The organism is Amycolatopsis sp. CA-230715, from assembly GCF_018736145.1.
Classification (GTDB): Bacteria; Actinomycetota; Actinomycetes; order Mycobacteriales; family Pseudonocardiaceae; genus Amycolatopsis.
On record NZ_CP059997.1, the window covers coordinates 8,812,699 to 8,828,976 of the forward strand.

The following is a 16,278-nucleotide window of genomic DNA, read 5'->3' on the forward strand; positions in this document are numbered from 1 at the left end:
TGTATATCTCGATACAGCGTATTGAAGGATACGGTGTATTGTCCAGGCATGGTGGTGTGGGAGCGGCCGGAGCCGTCGAGTCGACCGGTACCGGCGCCGTTGAGCAGGGAGCGGATCGTTCGGGCGGCGATCGAGCTGGCCGACGCGGACGGCATGGAGGCGGTGTCGCTGCGGAAGGTCGCCGCCGCGCTCGAGGTCGGGCCGATGCGGCTGTACGGCTACATCGAAACCAAGGAGGAGCTGCTCGACCTGATGGTCGACGCGGTCCACGGCGAGATCCGGCCCGGAGGGGACGGGTGGCGAGAGGCGTTGCGCTCGCTCGCCGAAACCACCAGGAAAGCCGTGCACCGGCACGAATGGTTCGCCGATCTGATCGGCGGGCGGCCGCAGCTCGGGCCGCACGCGCTGGCCAGGGGAGAGGCGGTGCTGGCCGCGATGGGCGGCGTCGACGTGGACCTCGCCATGCCGGTGGTCACGGCGGTCGACGCGTACGTGATCGGCGCGGTGCGCCGGGAGATCGCCGAGCGCCGCGCCGAGCGGGCCACCGGAATGGACAAGGAGCAGTGGCAGCGCACCTTCGGGCCTTACCTGAAGCGGAAGTTCGCCACCGGCCGGTTCCCCGCGCTGTCCACCGTCGTGCACGATGCCGTGCACCTGGACGCCGACGAAACCTTCCGCATGGGCCTCGAATTCGTGCTCGACGGCATCGAAGTCCGCATCTCACGCGATTCGAGACCCTAGAATGGGCGGCGCTCGGCACCGAGGAAGGGCGGGCTCCCCGTGACGAAGAGCGGCGAAGAACGCGATGGCGTACCGCTGACCAATCTCGACCAGCCGTTGTTCGACGGCGCCGACGCGACCAAACGCGATCTCGTCGACTACCTCGACGCGGTGCGCGACCGCATCCTGCCCGGCCTGCGCGAGCGGCCGCTGTCGGTGATCCGCGTGCTGCGCGGGCAGGCGCCGTTCATGCAGAAGAACCTGCCGAAGTACACCCCGGACTGGGTCCGCCGCGTGTCGATGTGGGCGGAAACGTCCCAACGCGACGTTTCCTACGCGGTGTGCGAGGACCGCCGCACGCTGCTGTGGTTCGCCAACCAGCGGGCGATCGAATACCATCCGCCGCTGGTGCGCGTCGGCGAGTGGGGCCGCCCGACCCACCTGGTGCTCGACATCGACCCGCCCGAGGGCGAGGCGTTCGACATCGTGGTCGCGGCCGCGCACCTGGTCCGCCGCGCGCTGGAGAACGACGGGATGTCCGGTGTGGTCAAGACGAGCGGCGCGAAAGGGGTGCACGTGTTCGTTCCGGTCACCGGGGTCGCGATCGAGGACGCGGCGGCGGCGACGCGCGCGCTCGCGGCCCGCGCCGAACGCCTCGACCCCGAACTCGCCACCACCGCGTTCATCCGGGACGACCGCGGCGGCAAGGTGTTCCTCGACTCGACGCGCGCCGGTGGCGCCACCGTGGCCGCGGCCTACAGCCCCCGGATCCGGCCCGGCACGCCCGTGTCGTTCCCGGTGCCGTGGGAACGCCTCGACCAGGTCACCCCCGCGGACTTCACGGTGCGCACCGCGCCAGGGCTCCTCGGCGACGCCGATCCCTGGGCCGAGCTGATGCCCGAACCCCACGGCCTTCCCGAAGATCTCGTCGCCGAGGGCCACACCATCCCGATCGCCAGGGTGCAGGCGATGCACGAAGGCAAGCGACGAGCGCGAGCGCGTCGCGGCTGACCGCTCAGGCCGACCAGCCCGCCAGCACCGCGCGTAGTTCGTCCACTGTGGACTGAGCCGAGGCGGCGAAGGCGACGTGGCCGTCCGGGCGGATCAGGATCGCGTCGGCGGGCGGGTCGTCGCACCGGGCGACGGTCACCGCGATGTCGTGCTCCGCCGCGATCGCGCGCAGCTCGGGCCGTTCGGCGAGATCGAGCAGCACCGGTGTCGCCTCGTGCAGCAGCGCGGCCACCCTGGTGCGACCCGTTTCCGTGCGCAGGGCCAGTTCCGGGACGAACCGGCCGACCAACGGGTGCGCGTGGTCGCCGTAGCGGGTGTCGGACCCGTGCAGCAGTTCGCCGAGCCGCCGCAACGGTTGCTCCAACGCGAACAGCTCGGTCAGGAGGTCGCGCAGGGCCTCGCCGTCACGGCCGGTCGCACGGTCGAGCGCGGCCTGCGCGCGGGTGTGCCGCAGGGTCCGCTCGGCGACGGGACGCCGTTCCGCCTCGTAGGAGTCGAGCAGGGCGGCCGGTGCCCCGCGGGTGATCGCCGCGCCGAGCTTCCAGCCGAGGTTGACCGCGTCGAGCAGGCCGACGTTGAGCGAGGAGCCGCCCGCCGGGAACAGGTGCGCGGCGTCGCCTGCCAGGAAGACCCGGCCCTCGCGGTACCGGTCGGCGAGCCTGGCCTGGCCCCGCGTCCGCGACAGCCAGATCGACTCCCCGAGCGGGAGCCGCGCCCCCAGCACCCGGTGGACGCTGTCCTGGAGCTCGCCGACGGTCAGCGGGGCCCCGGAGTCGACCGGCGGCCCGCCCGTCTCGTAGGTGCCGACGATGTGCACGCCCGCACGCAGCGAGGTCACCAGGACTCTGCCGCGGGGAGTGCGGTTCCAGCCTCGTTCGAGCCGTCCGATCCCCGGCACTTCGATCGCCACGTCCTCGAACGGCCCGACGGTGGTCTCGGCGTGGAAATGGCCCAGCCGCAGCACATCCGGGTCGGTATCGCCGGGGAACCCGATCCCGGCGGCGTCGCGGACGAAGCTCCGCGCGCCGTCGCAGCCGACGAGGTGGCGCGCCCGTGACCGGTAGTGTCCACCCGGTCCGCGGACGTCGACGTGCACGCCTTCGTCGTCCTGCGCCAGCCCGGTGAGTTCGTGCCCCCACCGGATTTCGACGCCCAGTTCTCCGGCGCGCTCACCGAGGAGGCGTTCGAGATCCGGTTGAGAGAGCGCCATTCCCCGCAGCGGTGATTCGCCGAGCGCGGCGAAGGGCAACGGCACCGAACCGAACGGGAACCCGGGGAACGGCCCGCTGTACGAGGCCTCTTCGGCGAAGCGGGCGAGCAGGCCGCGGTGGTCGAGCGTGTCCACGACCTGGCCGCACAGCCCGTTCGCCTTCGGTGCCGTGCTCGGTTCGGCCGCGCGGTCCAGCACCACGGGGCGGAGCCCGGCGAGCCGCAGTTCGCACGCCTGCATGAGCCCGACCGGGCCCGCCCCGGCCACCACGACGTCGATCTCGTCACGAGTCATTTCCTTACCCCTCAACGGATCTTGAAGTTCTGTCAGCTCAGGCTGACACGTGCTGTCAGGCTAGGTTGACACGATCGTGGCTGTCAACCTAGCCTGACGGCATGCAGATGGAGGAGCTGGCGAAGCGCGTCCGGTCGGCGGATCCGGCGATGGGGTTGCGCGCCGTCGGTGCGCTGCACCGCCTCGCCGAGCAGGTCGAGGCCCTGTCGGTGGCGCGTGCGCGCGACCAGGGCTGGACCTGGGAGCAGATCGGGGACGCGCTGGGCATGTCGAGGCAGTCCGTGCACGCGAAATACGGGAAGTGAGGGCGAAACGATGGTCGAGAAGGCCCAGAAAACCGCCTACGCGGTCGTGGTCAAGGCCGCGCTCGGGGAAGCACGTCGGCGCGGAAACCGCCGCCTCGGCACCGAGCACCTGCTGCTCGGACTGTTGCACCTGCCCGATTCGGCGCCGGCGCGCGCGCTCGGCGTCGACCTGGAAACGGCCCGCGCCGCACTCGACGAACTCGACCGGGAGTCGTTGCGCGCGCTCGGATTCGACCTCGACCTGCCGGGCGACGCGCCGCCCGCACGGCATCCCGCGGTGACGATCAGCGCGGTCACCTCGAACGCGAAAGGCGTGCTGCACCGGTCGGTGCAGGCGACCACGCGGAAGACCAGGGCGGCCGCGCCCGCGTTCCTGCTGCTGGAACTGCTGCGCCGCGAACACCCCGATCCGGTCGCGGATCTCGTCGCCGGGCTCGCGCTCGATCGCGACGCCGTCACCGGCGCGCTGGCGGAGCACCAGCCGGAGGTGCGCGGATTCACCCGTTGACAGCACCGGCCCGGCGCCCTACTTTCGAGAAATCGATTACCCGGACGTGCGGACACTGGGGTAGCGCGCGTGGGGTCGCACCGGAAGGCGCGGACATGACGCTGTCACGGGAAGCTGGGCGACTCGATCGGGACCGGTTCGACGACGTGCTCGCGTTCTTCACCGGGCTGGACCTCCTGACGGTCGTCGAGGCCGCCGAAGTGCTCGCGATGTTCGACCCCGGTTTCCCGTACGCGCGGGCGATGGCGGCCGCGGACTCGGTGCACGTCCACGTGAAGGTCGCCGACGTCGACACCCTGCCGCACGCGCGGATCAGGGCCGAGGGGGTGGCACCCGTCGCGGAAACCGAGGGATACGTCAAATACCCCTTTCCCGGCGGGATCAACATGATCTTCTCGTCGATCCCGATCTCCGAGGACGACATGCTCCCCGGCGCGGTGGCGCCCCCGCGGGCGGTACTCGACCACAAAGGGGTCGATCTGCGCGGCGAGACCCCCGACGTGCGCGAGATCTTCGACGGCGTCCCGGGCGCCGCGGCCGAGCACGGGTGGCGGCACGTGCCGCAGGGCGGCGACGGCGATCCCGTCTACTGCTGCCACACCGAGGTCAGCGGCAAGCACTGGGTGTTCCCCGGTGGGAACACCGCGGGCCAGCGCAGGCCGATCGAGTTCGCCTACGGCGGGCTCGTCCTCCACGACGCGAAGATGGGCTGCGACCTCCGCCCGATCGATCCCGCCGACCCGCGTGCCGACGAGGCGCGAGCGGCGCTGTCGGCGTGCGCGGCGGGGCACACCGAGGCCGAACCCGGGGGCACCAGCTACTACGAGCCCGCCGATCTCGGGAAGTTCGCGGAGGTCGGCGAGCACGCGACCGTCCACATGCAACGGTTCTGGGCCTACTACAACGGCGTCTTCGGGGAAGGCGCGCTGACCGCGAGGGAGAAGGCGCTGATCGGGCTCGCGGTCGCGCACACCCACCAGTGCCCGTACTGCATCGACTCGTTCACCAACAGCTGCGTCAACCACGGTGTGACGGCGGACCAGGTGCACGAGGCGATCCACGCCAGCGCCGCGCTCGCCGCGGGCGTGCACCTCGTGCACGGCGTGCAGACGCGGAAGGTGCTCCAGCGCCGGAACGCGCTCTGACCGCGGATTGACGGGTGGGCAGCGGCCTCCTTATTGTCGGGCGGTGCCCCGTGCCAAGGACTTCCCGGCGGCCCCTTGCACGACGTGCGCCAGGGGCTGAGCCGTGGACGTCACCAGTCACCTCCGCACCGCGCTGGACGCCGCGATCGCCCTCGCCAACGGTTTCGGCGCGCCGTGGACCCGAGGCCGGGAACGCGTTCCCGGCGACCGCGAACACGACCGCGAGATCGCGTCTTCCGCGCTGCTGCTCGCCACCTGGCGCGTTCCGTCCATTGAGGACAGTGTGCTCGACGAGGTGGCCGCGGTCGCCGTCGTGCTGTACCGGGCGCTGGGCGAGCTGGCCGGTGGCGACGAGGACGCGGCGGCGGCCACGGTCAACGACCTGCTGCGCCGTGCCGGCGCGGCGCCGACGCTCACCCGGCACGGCGACGAGCCGTGGCACCTGCACTTCGCCGCGCCGGGCGCGGATCCGGTGCTGGCCTGGCTCGCCGATCTGGTCACCGGCGTGGCGATGCTGCTCGGCAGCGCGGAGGTGACCCGCCTGCGCTGCTGCGTGGCCCAGCGCTGCGACCGGTTCTTCCTCGACGCGACCCGTGGCCGCACGCAGCGCTTCTGCGCCACGGCGTGCCAGAACCGGACGAAGGTCGCCGCGTTCCGGGCGCGGTCACGCGCGGACGAGCGCTGACCTTCCGGCGGTGGCGCTGAGCACGGCGGCGGCGGGAGCCCAGCCGAGCCTGGTGTAGAGGTGCTCGCCTTCGGGCGTCGCGACGAGCAGCCCGGTCTTGGCGCCGTGCTGTGCCGCCGTGACCGCGAGCGCGGACATCACCGCACTGGCCAGCCCGCGCCGCCGGTGCGCCGGATCGGTGCGGATGTCGTGCATGACCGCGTCGGACCCGGCGATGGCGGCCAGCCCGCTCGCCGCCACGGTGCCGTCGTGCCCGGCGAGCTCGATCCGGTGCACCCCGCGGAACTCCGAGGCCTTCGCCCAGTACGGGTACGGCACGGGATGCGCGGGATGGTCACCGAGTTCGATCGTCATGAGCCGCTTGTCACCGGGAAACGGCGCCAGATCGGCGTTTTCCAGCGCGGCGCGCACTTCGGCCGGGTGGGTCGTCGGCACGGTGAGCCAGGTCGGCTCGACCGCCTCGGCGATCTGCTCGGCGAGCGCGGGCACGGCACCGTCGTCGAGCGCGAAGATCTCGGCGTGCCGCTCCGGCAGGCCGAGCACGACCCGGAGGCCGCCGGGGACCTCGGTGGCCGCGGGCAGTGCGCGGCAGCGACCCCAGCCGCGCTGCCAGCGGCGAACCAGGTCGGACAGCGACATGACCCCTCCTGTAACTGATTAACTGGATTCTAACAGTTACCGGGAAACCCGGTGGCCCCGCGCCGGAACGGATGCGACGATCACGCCGTGGCACGATCCTTCGAAGAACTGGTGGCCGAAGCGGAGGCCGTTTCCGTGGACGGCTGGGACTTTTCCTGGCTCGACGGCCGGGCGACCGAACAGCGGCCGTCGTGGGGGTACGCCCGCGCGATGGGGGAGCGCATAGCCGTGGCGACGGCCGCGCTCGACATCCAGACCGGCGGCGGTGAGGTGCTCGCCGGCGTGCCCGCGCTCCCGCCGCTGACCGTCGCGACCGAATCGTGGCCGCCGAACGTCCAGCGCGCCACCGCGCTGCTTCACCCGCGCGGGGCCGCCGTGGTCGCCGACGAGGACGAACCACCGCTGCCCTTCGGCGACGCCGCGTTCGACCTCGTCGTCAGCCGCCACCCGGTGACCACGTGGTGGGCGGAGATCGCGCGCGTGCTCCGGCCCGGCGGCACCTACTTCTCCCAGCAGGTCGGCCCGCACAGCGTGTTCGAACTCGTCGAATTCTTCCTCGGGCCGCAACCGCCCGAGGTGCGCGGCAAACGGGACCCCGAACTCGCGCGCGCCGAGGCGGAGTCCGCGGGACTGTCGGTCACCCGGCTGGAATCCGAAAGCCTGCGCACCGAGTTCTTCGACATCGGCGCCGTGATCTACTTCCTGCGCAAGGTGATCTGGATGGTCCCCGGGTTCACTGTGGACGGATACCGGGCCAAACTGCGCGAGCTGCACGACCGGATCACCGCCGAAGGCCCGTTCGTCGCGCACACGACGCGCTTCCTGATCGAAGCGCGCAAACCCGGCTGAGCGGAGCCGAATCTTCGCATGCCCTGAAGGCCACCTTCAGGGCAGTCAGGGCAGTCAGTGCCGTGAAGGTGGCTTTCACGGCATGCATGCCGCCGTGGCCGCCCTCGCAGCTCAGTCCGCGCCGAACGCGCGCAGGAAGGTGTCGACCGCGTTCGTCACGACGTCGCGGAGTTCGGCTTCGGGCACCGGTTTCGTCCCGAGGCGCGCGCGCCTGGCCAGCGGGCCGGTGAGCAGCGCGGCGAACTGGTCGGCCGCGGTGCGCGGATCCGCGGCGCGCAGCCTGCCCGCCAGCATCAGCCTGCCCAGTCGGTCGGCGAGCGCCTCGCTCACCCGGTTCGCCGCGCGGCCGTCCACGATGTCCAGCAGATCGGGGAACTGGGCCAGTTCCGCGGACAGCAGGCGGGTCAGCGCCCAGGACTTGTCGTCGCAGTAGCACAGCGCGAGCCGCTGCCCGACCTCTTCGAGCAGTGCGCGCAGATCGCCGTCCGAGGCGGTGAGCCGCTCGACCGCCGCCATGTTCGTCGCGAACGCCTCGTCGGCGCTGGCCGTGATCGACTCGCGCAACAGGTTTTCCTTGTCGCGGAAGTGGTTGTACACGGTCGCCTTGGCCACACCCGCCTCGGCCGCGATCACGTCGACCCCCGCCTGCGCATAGCCTTCGCGAGCGAACACGGTGAACGCGGCGTCGAGGATCGCGTGTCGCTTGTCGATGCGCCCGCGTGGTCGGGTTGCGGTCATCGCCCCAGCATAAAGACCCTCAGCGCGGCGGCAGCGAGGCGCGCCACGCCACGAAGTCCGCCGGGGTCGCGTCCGCGCCGAGGTACTCCGAAATGGACAGTCCCATCGCCGTCGCGCGCATCACCCTGTCCGCGGCTTCGGTGACATCACCCCACGGCAGGAACGGTTTGGCGATCAGCAGCGACGCGATGCCGTGCCCGGCCGCCCACAGATCGAGCACGACCGGGGTCGGATCACCCTTGGCGAAGATCCCGGCGTCCATGCATTCGCTGACGGTCCGGTGGAAGTGCTCGTACGCCGTGGTCTGCAGCACCAGGTCCACCTTGCCGATCTCGGTGCTCGCCGACATGGTCGCGAGGCGGTAGTGCTCCGGTGCCTCGAGCGCGAACATGATGTACGCCGTCCCCTGGCGGCAGAGCTTGTCCAGCGGGGCCTCCCCGGGGATGTCGCCGCCGAGCCGTTCGCCGAGCTCGCCGAACAGATCCGCGACCACGGCCTGCACCAGCGCGTCCTTGTCCGCGAAGTGCAGGTAGATCGACGGCGGGGTGACGCCGACGAGATCGGCGACCGCCCTGATCGACATCGCGTCGGCGCGCCCGGTCTCGGCGAGCAGGTTCTTCGCCGCGGCGAGGATCTTGCCGCGCAGCTGGTCGCCGCTGCCGCGGCGCGCTCGCCTGCGCGGGGACGACGACGGGTTCGGGGGAGGGGCTGCGGTCACGTCACCCAGTGTCGGCCACCGAGGCCGCCTTGGCGGAACCGGACTCGCCGGTGCGGCCGGATTCGGCCCAGCCGTGCCGCGCGTGCCAGCGCGCCAGCGGGCCGGGCGCCCACCAGTTCGCGCGACCGGCCAGCCGCATGAACGCGGGTACCAGCACGCCCCTGACCAGCGTCGCGTCCATCAGCACGGCGAGGGTCAGCCCGGTGCCGAACATCTGCATGAACGACACGGACCCGGTCGCCAGCGCGGCGAACACGATCGCCATCAGCACCGCGGCCGCGGTGACGATCCGGCCGGTGTGCCCGAGACCGAGGCCGACCGCGCGTTCGTTGTCGGCGGGCGTCCGCCCGGATTCGAGCCAGTGCTCGCGGATGCGGGCGAGCAGGAACACCTCGTAGTCCATGGAAATCCCGAACGACAGGCAGAACATCAGCAGCGGCATGGTCGCCACGAGGTACCCGGTGACGGTCGAACCGTACAGCGAGGAGAGGTGACCGTCCTGGAAGATCCACACCATCGCGCCGAAGGTCGCCGACAACGACAACGTGTTGAGCACGAGTGCCTTGAGCGGCAGCAGAATGCTCCCGGTGAGCAGGAACAGCACCGCGAACGTGGTGGCCGCGATGAGCGCGATCGCCAGCGGCAGCCGGTCGCCGAGCGCCGCGACGCTGTCCTCGTTCTCCGCCGCGAGCCCGGTGAACAGCGCTTCGCCCGGCGACGGAACGGTTTTGACCGCGTCGAGGACCCGTGCGCCCTCGTCGGACATCGGGTCGGGGCTGGTGCGCACGGCGAGGTACGCGCTCGACCCGGACACCATCGGGGCCCCGGACGGCGGCGCGACCCGCCCGCCGCCCGCGTAGACGCCGGCGGCCGAGGTGACCCCGGTGACCCCGCCGACGCGCGAGAGCGCTGTCGAATACCGTTCGAGGGCACCGGGTTCCGCGGAAACCTCGGGCAGTACCACCGTGATCGTCGCGGCCGCGTTCGACGCGAACCCGGTGCGCAGCACGTCACCGACCTGATGGCTCGACGCCTCGGACGGCAGGACCCTGTCGTCGGGGTAGCCGAACCGCACGCCGAGGAACGGGGAACCCAGCAACAACAGCAACGCGGTGACCGCGAGCCCCGCCGGTACCGCGCGGCGCATCACCGCCGACGCCACGCGGTACCAGAAGCTCCGCTCGGCGGGAACCGGGCGCGCTGGCGGGCGGCGCAGCCAGCGGCGGACCGGGACCCTGATGTCGAGCGCGTCGAGACGCGGGCCGAGGACGGTGAGGAGCGCGGGCACCACCACGAGCGACGCGAGCGCGGCGAGCGCGACCACGCCGATGCCCGCGTAGGCGAAGGAACGCAGGAAGTAGACCGGGAAGACGGCGAGCGCGGCAAGCGACAACCCCACCGTCAGCGCGGAGAACAGCACCGTGCGCCCCGCGGTGCCGGTCGCGACCCGGACCGCTTCGGCGGACGTCCGCCCGGCCCGGGTTTCTTCGCGGTACCGGCTGACGATGAACAGGCTGTAGTCGATCGCCAGCGCCAGGCCGAGCGCGGTGGTCAGGTTCATCGCGTAGACCGACACCGGGGTCACCGCGGTCAGGCCGCGCAGGAGCGCGAGGGTCCCCGCGATCGAGAACAGGCCGACCGCGAGCGGCACCAGCGCCGCGACCACGCTGCCGAACACCCACACCAGCACCAGCCCGGTCAGCGGTACGGCGACCAGTTCCGCCGTGGTGAGATCGTCGGTCACCTGCTCGGACACCTGGTGGTAGGCGATCGCCTGGCCGCCGGCCGTCACGGTGGCGCCCGGTGCCGGATGGGCGAGCAGCCGGTCGACGATCGCGGCGGCCCGTTTCGGCGCCTGGTCGTCGTCGCCGGTGATGGTGGCGACGACGAGCCCCGAACGCCCGTCATCGGCGCGCAGACCGGGGGCGACCGTGGCGGGCGCGGTCCAGTACGACTCGGCCTGCCGCGCGTCCGGCTCCCCGCGAAGCGCGCCGACGAGCCGTTCGCCTTCCGCGCGCGCGGCCGCGTCGTCGGCACCGCGCGGGCCGCTCACCTGGAGCACGAGGTTCGGGTCGCCCGCGTGGAACCGGTCGGCGAGCAGCGTGGTCGCCGCGGTGGACGATGCGCCGGGGTCGGCGAACCCGCCCGCGGAGAGGTGTTCGGCCACACCGGCGCCGAACACCCCGCCCGCGACCAGGACGAACGCGGCGATACCGAGGATCCGCCCGGGAACCCTGATGCCCAGATCGGCGAGACGCGTCAGCACGGCAATTCCCCCAGAGTGCGCTGCTCAAGGACTTAACGGCGCTATGTTAACCACGATAAGTTATCGTCGTCAATCAACGAGGTCGGGACGCTGCCGCCGGTATCGGACAAGGGGGTAGCGTGACGGTGACGATCGACTCGACGGTGAAGGATGAGCCGGGGGTGACTGCCGCGGACGACGAGCGGCCGGACCTCACCCGCGGCGACGTAAAAGCCGTGTTCACCCGGCTCTTCGACGAGCACGCGGGCCCGCTGCGCGGGTACCTGGCCGGCCGGGTCGGCGCCGAAGCCGCGGACGACCTGGTGGCGGAAACCTTCCTGGTCGCGCTGCGCAGGCGGGGGAGCTACGACCCGGAACGGGCGCCGATCAGGGGATGGCTCTACGGAATCGCGACCAACCTGCTCAGGAACCACGTGCGGCACGAGATCCGCGGATACCGCGCCACCGCGAGAGCACGCTACGAAACCGGGCAGGTCGACCCGCTCGACATCAGGGCCGCCGAACGCGTCGACGCCGAGAGCGGAATGCGCCTGATCGCCGGAGAACTCGCGGCGTTGAGCGATGACGAGCGGGACGTCCTGCTCCTGACCTCGTGGGCCGGGCTCGGGCCAGCCGAAGTGGCCGCCGCGGTCGGCGTCACGGCCAGCACCGTGCGATCGCGACTGCACCGCGTGCGGCAGAAACTCCGTGCCCGTCTCGCGCAGGCGCACCAGAACGCCGAGGAGCCGCTCCGATGACCGATGACGACGAACTCGACGAGGCTCTCGACCTGGTGCACAAGGAAGCCAGGACGGCACCCGCCCCGCTCGATCGCGCCCGCGCCGCGCTGCTCGACGAACTCGACAAGATCGACGACAGCGAAGCGAGTGGCGGATCCGTCACCGAATTCAGGCCCCGCCGGACCCGCCGCTTCGCCTCGCCGGTCGCCGCGGCCGTCGCCGCCGTCCTCGCGATCACCGCGGTGGCGGTGTGGTCGAACTCCGGTGACGACCCCCGCGGAACGGAGATGGCGGCACCGCAGCGGGCGGAAGTGCCGAGGTCCGCGCGGCAAGTGCTGGAGGCCGCCGCGGACCTGCGGGCGAAGGTCACCGAACCGCCGCTGGGGCCCGACCGGTACCGCTACTTCTCGAAGGACCACTGGCAGGAGTTCAGCACCGGCCCGAACGCGTGGGGGAACACCGCCGGCGCACCGCTCAAGGGCTGGACCTACCTGCTCGGCGAGCGCTGGCAGCAATGGATCCCGGCTGACCCGGAACAGGACTGGCTGGAACGTCGTCAGAGCAGCGGCAAGCCGAAGCTGCTCGGCGGCACGATGCCCGCCGCGGAGGTACCGCCGCCTCCGCCGGTGAACGCCGATCCTGACGAGCGCCGCGCCCCGTGCGGCCACTACTATGCCAACACCCGCGACAACCCGTGCGGTGCGCCGGAGGATACGAGCAACCCGGTGTTCTACGCGAATCTCCCGCGAGATCCGGCCGAGCTGTACGCCATCATGACGAAGCGCGCCAAGACCGAAGACCTGGTGTTCGAATTCGGCGTGCTGACCCTCCAGAGCGGTCTGATGCCCGCTGATCTGCGCCCATCCTGGTATCGCGCGCTGGCGAAGATACCGGGTCTCGAGGTGACGGACCCCCAGGCGCGGATCGACGGCCGGACCGGTGTGGCGATCGGTGCGGGCGGCGAGCAGCAGCGTCGCGAACTGGTCATCGACACCGTCACCGGCCAGGTCGTCGGCGATCGCGTGGTCGCCGGACCGCGGCCGGAGCACCCCTGGATCAAACCGGGCACCGTGCTCGGGTACACCACCGTGACCACGGGCGTGGCGACCGAGATGGGCGTGCCGCCCGGCTGAGCACGCGCCGTCCACAGTGGACTTTTCCCTACGGCAACGGTTCACCTCGCGCGCTGAGGTAGAGCGAGTACCACTCGACACGCGTCATCGCGGCGGCCTGCGCCGGCGCGTCCGCGCAAGCCAGCACGCGGTCGGGCGAGGTGGTGCCGACGACCGGCTCGATCCCGGCGGGGTGTCGCATGAGCCAGCCGAGCACGATCGCCTCCGGTGTGGTGTCCTTCTCCGACGCCATCTTGGCGACCAGTTCCGTGGTGCCCGCCTCGGCCTCCGAACCGGCTCCGGTGTAGACGCCCTGCGCGAGCGCGCCCCACGCCTGCACGCGGACGGCGTTGGCGGAGCAGTACTCCAGCGTGCCTTCCGGAAAGCGGCCGTAGCCGGAGTGGTTGACCTGAACCCCGGCGTCGACCCAGTCCCGCTTGCGCAGGCTCATTTCGAGCTGGTTCACCACGAGCGGTTCGTCGAGGGATCGTTGCAGGTGCGCCATTTGCGCCGCGGACATGTTCGACACGCCGAGCGCGCCGACCCTGCCCTCCTCGCGCAGCTCGCCGAACGCGGCCGCGATCTCCTCCGGCTCGGCCAGCGGATCCGGCCGGTGCATCAGCAGGATGTCGACGAAATCGGTGCCGAGCCTGCCGAGACTGCCCCGCACGCGTTCGAGGATCGACGCGCGGCTGAGGTCGTAGTAGGAGCGAAGCCCGTTCTCGCCGAGCCTGATCCCGCACTTGGTCTGGATGCGGATCCGTTCGCGCAGCCCGGAATGCCGCGCCAGCACCGCACCGAGCGCTGCCTCGGACTTCCCGTGCCGGTAGATGTCGGCCTGGTCGAACCAGGTGATCCCGGCGTCGAGCGCGGCGAATACGGCGCGCTCCGCCACGTCGATGTCCACTGTGGTCAGTGGCTCGGCCGACCACCCGCCACCGAGCCCCATGCAGCCGTAGACCAGTTGTCCGCTCATACCACCGAACCCTGACCGCGCACCGCGGTGGCGATCTTGCCTGCGGCGGCGAAGGCGGCTTCCTCGTCGATACCCGGCACCGGGATGAGGACCACCGAATCGCTCCCGGCCTCGTGGAGCTCGGCGATCCGCTCCGCGCAGTGCTCCGGCGTGCCCGAAACGCTGAGCCGGTCCACCCACTCCGGGCGCAGCTTCTCCGAGAGGTCGCCCGCGTCGATCGCCGCGAGCAGCTCTTCCCCGAACGGCAGCGGCCGCACGTGCGGGGCGACCTTCGGCTTCAGCCCGGCCAAGGTGGCGCGGACGGCGTCACGGGCGATCTCGGGATCCTCGTGCGCGGCGAACCAGGTGTAGGTGACCACGGTGTGGCGCGCGAGATCGCCACCACCGGCTTCGATCGACGCACGCGCGGCGCGCAGGTACTCCGGCGACGCCGGCTCCGCGAGGATCGTGCCGTCCGCCTCCGCGCCGGAGATCGCCAGCGATTTCGGCCCGCGCACACCAGCCAGCACCGGCGGCACGACCGCGGGCGGGAACTCGAGGCCGACGTCGTCGAGGCGCACGTGCTTGCCGTCCACCGTGATCCGCTCACCGGCCAGCAGGCGCCGCACCGCGGACAGCGTTTCCCGTAGCGCCGCCAGCGGCGACGGCGGGTACTCGCCGATCTGGCGCATCCAGTCGGGCACGCCGTGGCCGAACCCGGCGATCAGCCTGCCAGGGTGCAGCGTGGCCAGCGTCGCCAGTTCCATCGCGGCGATGGCCGCGTTGCGCGCGACGGTCGGCAAGACCCCGATGCCGACGGTGATCGCCTCGGTCGCCGCCAGCGCCGTCGCCGCGTTGGCGATCCCGCCGGTGTAGAAGCAGTCCTCCACCACCCACAGTTCGTCGAGGCCCGACAGCTCGGCCTCCCGGGAGAGCCGCACGAGACGGTCCGCGGGGATACGGCAGGGGAACATCGCTCCGATGCGCTTCGTCATACGCGAAGCCTCGCAGATCCCCGGCGGCGCGGGGAAGCCGGTTTCCCGGTACCCCGGCGCTGGCCGGACGATCAGAGTTGGTTGTCCCGATGCCCTGGAGGACCGCGCGGAACTTGACCCTGGCCGCGTCCGCCGAGAACCTTGTCGTCATCAAGATATGTCCCATCCCAGTGAGGGAGAATTGTGATTTCGGGTAAGAATAAAGCTGGCCGTGTGATCGCGGCGGCGGCTGCCACCGCTGCGGCGTTCACGATGGTCGTGCCGACCGGGACGTCGTTCGCCATCGACCGTGTCACCTGCAAAGATGGCGAAAACTTCCTGAAGATCTGGTCGCATTACAACGGTCACAACAGTGTGGCTTGCTATGCGAACAAGGGAGCGGTCGATTTCGGCGGCTGGTGGATCGACAAGATCTACACCGGGAACAACGACATGGTCTATTACGACGACAATCCGACGGTGCCGCCACAGCGAATCAACCGGTGGACCACGATCACCTATCCGAACCGCCCGCCGCAGGTTTCAGCCATCGAAATCCTCTGAAAGAATCTCGCGCGCGTCGCGGTGTGGTCGCCTGGTGCTCATCAGTGCATGTCTTCTACCTCGTTGAGGGAGAATTGTGATTTCGGGTAAGAATAAAGCTGGCCGTGTGATCGCGGCGGCGGCTGCCACCGCCGCGGCGTTCACGATGGTCGTGCCGACCGGGACGTCGTTCGCCATCGACCACATTTCCTGCAAGGACGGGGAAAACTTCCTGAAGATCTGGTCGCACCTCGGCGGCGGCGACAGCGTGGACTGCTATGCCAACAAAGGACGGATCGGATTCGGCGGCTGGTGGATCGACAAGATCTACACCGGGAACAACGACCTCGTCTACTACGACAGCAACGGTGCTTCGGTGCGAGTCGACCGGTGGACCACGATCACCTATCCGAACCGCCCGCCGAAGGTCCGCGTCATCGAAATCCTCTGAACGAGCTACCGCACCAACCCGATCGGGACCGCCATGCCCAGGAACAGCACGAGCTGATAGGCGCTGTTGATCAGAGTGAGCCGAACAGGCTTCTGCTCGAAGCCGTTGTGCTGCGCGAGGGTGGTCAGCGAGAAGCCGAGCCACGCCACGAGTCCGACTGCCACGGCGCCCCAGAAGGAATCGGTGCCGAAGAATCCGGACGCGATGGAACTGGCGGCCGCGAGAGCCAGTGCGGTGACGACGATCGACGCCACCAGGACAACGAACGGCCTCTTGCCGCTTCGGTCGGAGTCCTCCTTCGTCACCCCGGTCAGCTTCCGCCAGGAGCAGCCGACCAGTCCCCAATCGCTGTACCAAATCCAGGCGATCGCCATTCCGGCCACGATCGCGACCGCGACGGCTGGCCAGCTGATGCTCAGGTCCACGGAATCTCCTC

At 70.8% G+C, this 16,278-nt stretch carries 19 protein-coding genes; 11 read left to right on the plus strand and 8 right to left on the minus strand.

Annotated features, from left to right (window positions below; all coding sequences use genetic code 11):
- The first annotated feature begins 48 nt into the window (after positions 1–48).
- Together HUW46_RS41180 and HUW46_RS41185 are read left to right on the plus strand one after the other, a co-directional pair.
- Positions 49–741, plus strand: a complete 693-nt coding sequence (locus HUW46_RS41180) for a TetR/AcrR family transcriptional regulator (protein ID WP_215544073.1) — start codon at positions 49–51, stop codon at positions 739–741.
- 39 nt (positions 742–780) lie between these two features.
- Entirely contained in the window at positions 781–1,731 is a 951-nt protein-coding gene (locus tag HUW46_RS41185) for a DNA polymerase domain-containing protein (protein ID WP_215544074.1), read from the plus strand.
- Positions 1,732–1,735: 4 nt separating this feature from the next.
- Here the strand turns inward: HUW46_RS41185 and HUW46_RS41190 are convergent, their stop codons facing one another.
- The gene (locus HUW46_RS41190; protein WP_215544075.1) at positions 1,736–3,235 is read right to left on the minus strand and encodes an FAD-dependent monooxygenase; all 1,500 of its coding nucleotides are present in this window, start codon (positions 3,233–3,235) and stop codon (positions 1,736–1,738) included.
- Positions 3,236–3,336: 101 nt separating this feature from the next.
- Between HUW46_RS41190 and HUW46_RS41195 the strand changes: the two genes are divergently transcribed.
- From HUW46_RS41195 to HUW46_RS41210, 4 genes are all read left to right on the plus strand, one after another.
- Positions 3,337–3,540 (plus strand): helix-turn-helix domain-containing protein, encoded by a 204-nt coding sequence (locus HUW46_RS41195; protein WP_215544076.1) that lies wholly within the window; start codon positions 3,337–3,339, stop codon positions 3,538–3,540.
- 10 nt (positions 3,541–3,550) lie between these two features.
- Positions 3,551–4,048 carry a Clp protease N-terminal domain-containing protein gene (locus tag HUW46_RS41200; protein WP_215544077.1) on the plus strand — a complete coding sequence of 166 codons (498 nt, stop codon included), beginning with the start codon at positions 3,551–3,553 and terminating at the stop codon, positions 4,046–4,048.
- Between the two features lie 95 nt (positions 4,049–4,143).
- Positions 4,144–5,193, plus strand: a complete 1,050-nt coding sequence (locus HUW46_RS41205) for an arsenosugar biosynthesis-associated peroxidase-like protein (RefSeq protein WP_215544078.1) — start codon at positions 4,144–4,146, stop codon at positions 5,191–5,193.
- Between the two features lie 103 nt (positions 5,194–5,296).
- Complete coding sequence (locus tag HUW46_RS41210) at positions 5,297–5,878, plus strand: CGNR zinc finger domain-containing protein (RefSeq protein ID WP_215544079.1); 582 nt, start codon at positions 5,297–5,299, stop codon at positions 5,876–5,878.
- On the opposite strand, the gene HUW46_RS41215 is transcribed toward HUW46_RS41210, so the two are convergent.
- Positions 5,858–6,517: a GNAT family N-acetyltransferase gene (locus tag HUW46_RS41215; RefSeq protein ID WP_215544080.1), complete on the minus strand. Its 660-nt coding sequence runs from the start codon at positions 6,515–6,517 to the stop codon at positions 5,858–5,860. The genes HUW46_RS41210 and HUW46_RS41215 overlap by 21 nt on opposite strands.
- Before the next feature lie 87 nt (positions 6,518–6,604).
- Here HUW46_RS41215 and HUW46_RS41220 point away from each other — a divergent pair, with 87 nt between their 5' ends.
- Positions 6,605–7,366, plus strand: coding sequence for a class I SAM-dependent methyltransferase (locus HUW46_RS41220; RefSeq protein ID WP_215544081.1), 762 nt, complete (start codon positions 6,605–6,607; stop codon positions 7,364–7,366).
- 111 nt (positions 7,367–7,477) lie between these two features.
- On the opposite strand, the gene HUW46_RS41225 is transcribed toward HUW46_RS41220, so the two are convergent.
- The 3 genes from HUW46_RS41225 to HUW46_RS41235 are packed head-to-tail and all read right to left on the minus strand — an operon-like array spanning position 7,478 to position 11,088.
- Positions 7,478–8,104: a TetR/AcrR family transcriptional regulator gene (locus tag HUW46_RS41225; protein ID WP_215544082.1), complete on the minus strand. Its 627-nt coding sequence runs from the start codon at positions 8,102–8,104 to the stop codon at positions 7,478–7,480.
- A gap of 19 nt (positions 8,105–8,123) precedes the next feature.
- Complete coding sequence (locus HUW46_RS41230) at positions 8,124–8,822, minus strand: TetR/AcrR family transcriptional regulator (protein WP_215544083.1); 699 nt, start codon at positions 8,820–8,822, stop codon at positions 8,124–8,126.
- Position 8,823: 1 nt separating this feature from the next.
- Positions 8,824–11,088 carry an MMPL family transporter gene (locus HUW46_RS41235; protein WP_215544084.1) on the minus strand — a complete coding sequence of 755 codons (2,265 nt, stop codon included), beginning with the start codon at positions 11,086–11,088 and terminating at the stop codon, positions 8,824–8,826.
- Between the two features lie 125 nt (positions 11,089–11,213).
- On the opposite strand from HUW46_RS41235, the gene HUW46_RS41240 reads away from it, so the two are divergent.
- Entirely contained in the window at positions 11,214–11,825 is a 612-nt protein-coding gene (locus tag HUW46_RS41240) for an RNA polymerase sigma factor (protein WP_254126699.1), read from the plus strand.
- On the plus strand, positions 11,822–12,940 hold the full coding sequence (locus tag HUW46_RS41245; protein ID WP_215544085.1) for a CU044_5270 family protein: 1,119 nt from the start codon (positions 11,822–11,824) through the stop codon (positions 12,938–12,940). Before HUW46_RS41240 ends, HUW46_RS41245 begins: the two co-directional genes overlap by 4 nt.
- Before the next feature lie 28 nt (positions 12,941–12,968).
- On the opposite strand, the gene HUW46_RS41250 is transcribed toward HUW46_RS41245, so the two are convergent.
- Together HUW46_RS41250 and HUW46_RS41255 are read right to left on the minus strand one after the other, a co-directional pair.
- Positions 12,969–13,895, minus strand: a complete 927-nt coding sequence (locus HUW46_RS41250; protein WP_215544086.1) for an aldo/keto reductase — start codon at positions 13,893–13,895, stop codon at positions 12,969–12,971.
- On the minus strand, positions 13,892–14,869 hold the full coding sequence (locus HUW46_RS41255) for an LLM class flavin-dependent oxidoreductase (protein WP_215544087.1): 978 nt from the start codon (positions 14,867–14,869) through the stop codon (positions 13,892–13,894). Before HUW46_RS41255 ends, HUW46_RS41250 begins: the two co-directional genes overlap by 4 nt.
- A gap of 183 nt (positions 14,870–15,052) precedes the next feature.
- Here HUW46_RS41255 and HUW46_RS41260 point away from each other — a divergent pair, with 183 nt between their 5' ends.
- Together HUW46_RS41260 and HUW46_RS41265 are read left to right on the plus strand one after the other, a co-directional pair.
- Positions 15,053–15,412 carry a beta/gamma crystallin domain-containing protein gene (locus HUW46_RS41260; protein WP_215544088.1) on the plus strand — a complete coding sequence of 120 codons (360 nt, stop codon included), beginning with the start codon at positions 15,053–15,055 and terminating at the stop codon, positions 15,410–15,412.
- 106 nt (positions 15,413–15,518) lie between these two features.
- Positions 15,519–15,842 (plus strand): beta/gamma crystallin domain-containing protein, encoded by a 324-nt coding sequence (locus HUW46_RS41265; RefSeq protein WP_254125444.1) that lies wholly within the window; start codon positions 15,519–15,521, stop codon positions 15,840–15,842.
- 5 nt (positions 15,843–15,847) lie between these two features.
- Here HUW46_RS41265 and HUW46_RS41270 read toward each other — a convergent pair whose 3' ends face one another.
- Positions 15,848–16,267 (minus strand): DUF1761 domain-containing protein, encoded by a 420-nt coding sequence (locus tag HUW46_RS41270; RefSeq protein ID WP_215544090.1) that lies wholly within the window; start codon positions 16,265–16,267, stop codon positions 15,848–15,850.
- Positions 16,268–16,278: the final 11 nt, after the last annotated feature.

What these genes read in the sequence shown, in the direction of transcription:
- HUW46_RS41180 (WP_215544073.1), top strand. Translation starts at nt 49, where the DNA reads ATGGTGGTGTGGGAGCGGCCGGAGCCGTCGAGTCGACCGGTACCGGCG.
- HUW46_RS41190 (WP_215544075.1), bottom strand. Translation starts at nt 3,235, where the DNA reads ATGACTCGTGACGAGATCGACGTCGTGGTGGCCGGGGCGGGCCCGGTC.
- HUW46_RS41195 (WP_215544076.1), top strand. Translation starts at nt 3,337, where the DNA reads ATGCAGATGGAGGAGCTGGCGAAGCGCGTCCGGTCGGCGGATCCGGCG.
- HUW46_RS41200 (WP_215544077.1), top strand. Translation starts at nt 3,551, where the DNA reads ATGGTCGAGAAGGCCCAGAAAACCGCCTACGCGGTCGTGGTCAAGGCC.
- HUW46_RS41205 (WP_215544078.1), top strand. Translation starts at nt 4,144, where the DNA reads ATGACGCTGTCACGGGAAGCTGGGCGACTCGATCGGGACCGGTTCGAC.
- HUW46_RS41215 (WP_215544080.1), bottom strand. Translation starts at nt 6,517, where the DNA reads ATGTCGCTGTCCGACCTGGTTCGCCGCTGGCAGCGCGGCTGGGGTCGC.
- HUW46_RS41225 (WP_215544082.1), bottom strand. Translation starts at nt 8,104, where the DNA reads ATGACCGCAACCCGACCACGCGGGCGCATCGACAAGCGACACGCGATC.
- HUW46_RS41245 (WP_215544085.1), top strand. Translation starts at nt 11,822, where the DNA reads ATGACCGATGACGACGAACTCGACGAGGCTCTCGACCTGGTGCACAAG.
- HUW46_RS41250 (WP_215544086.1), bottom strand. Translation starts at nt 13,895, where the DNA reads ATGAGCGGACAACTGGTCTACGGCTGCATGGGGCTCGGTGGCGGGTGG.
- HUW46_RS41255 (WP_215544087.1), bottom strand. Translation starts at nt 14,869, where the DNA reads ATGACGAAGCGCATCGGAGCGATGTTCCCCTGCCGTATCCCCGCGGAC.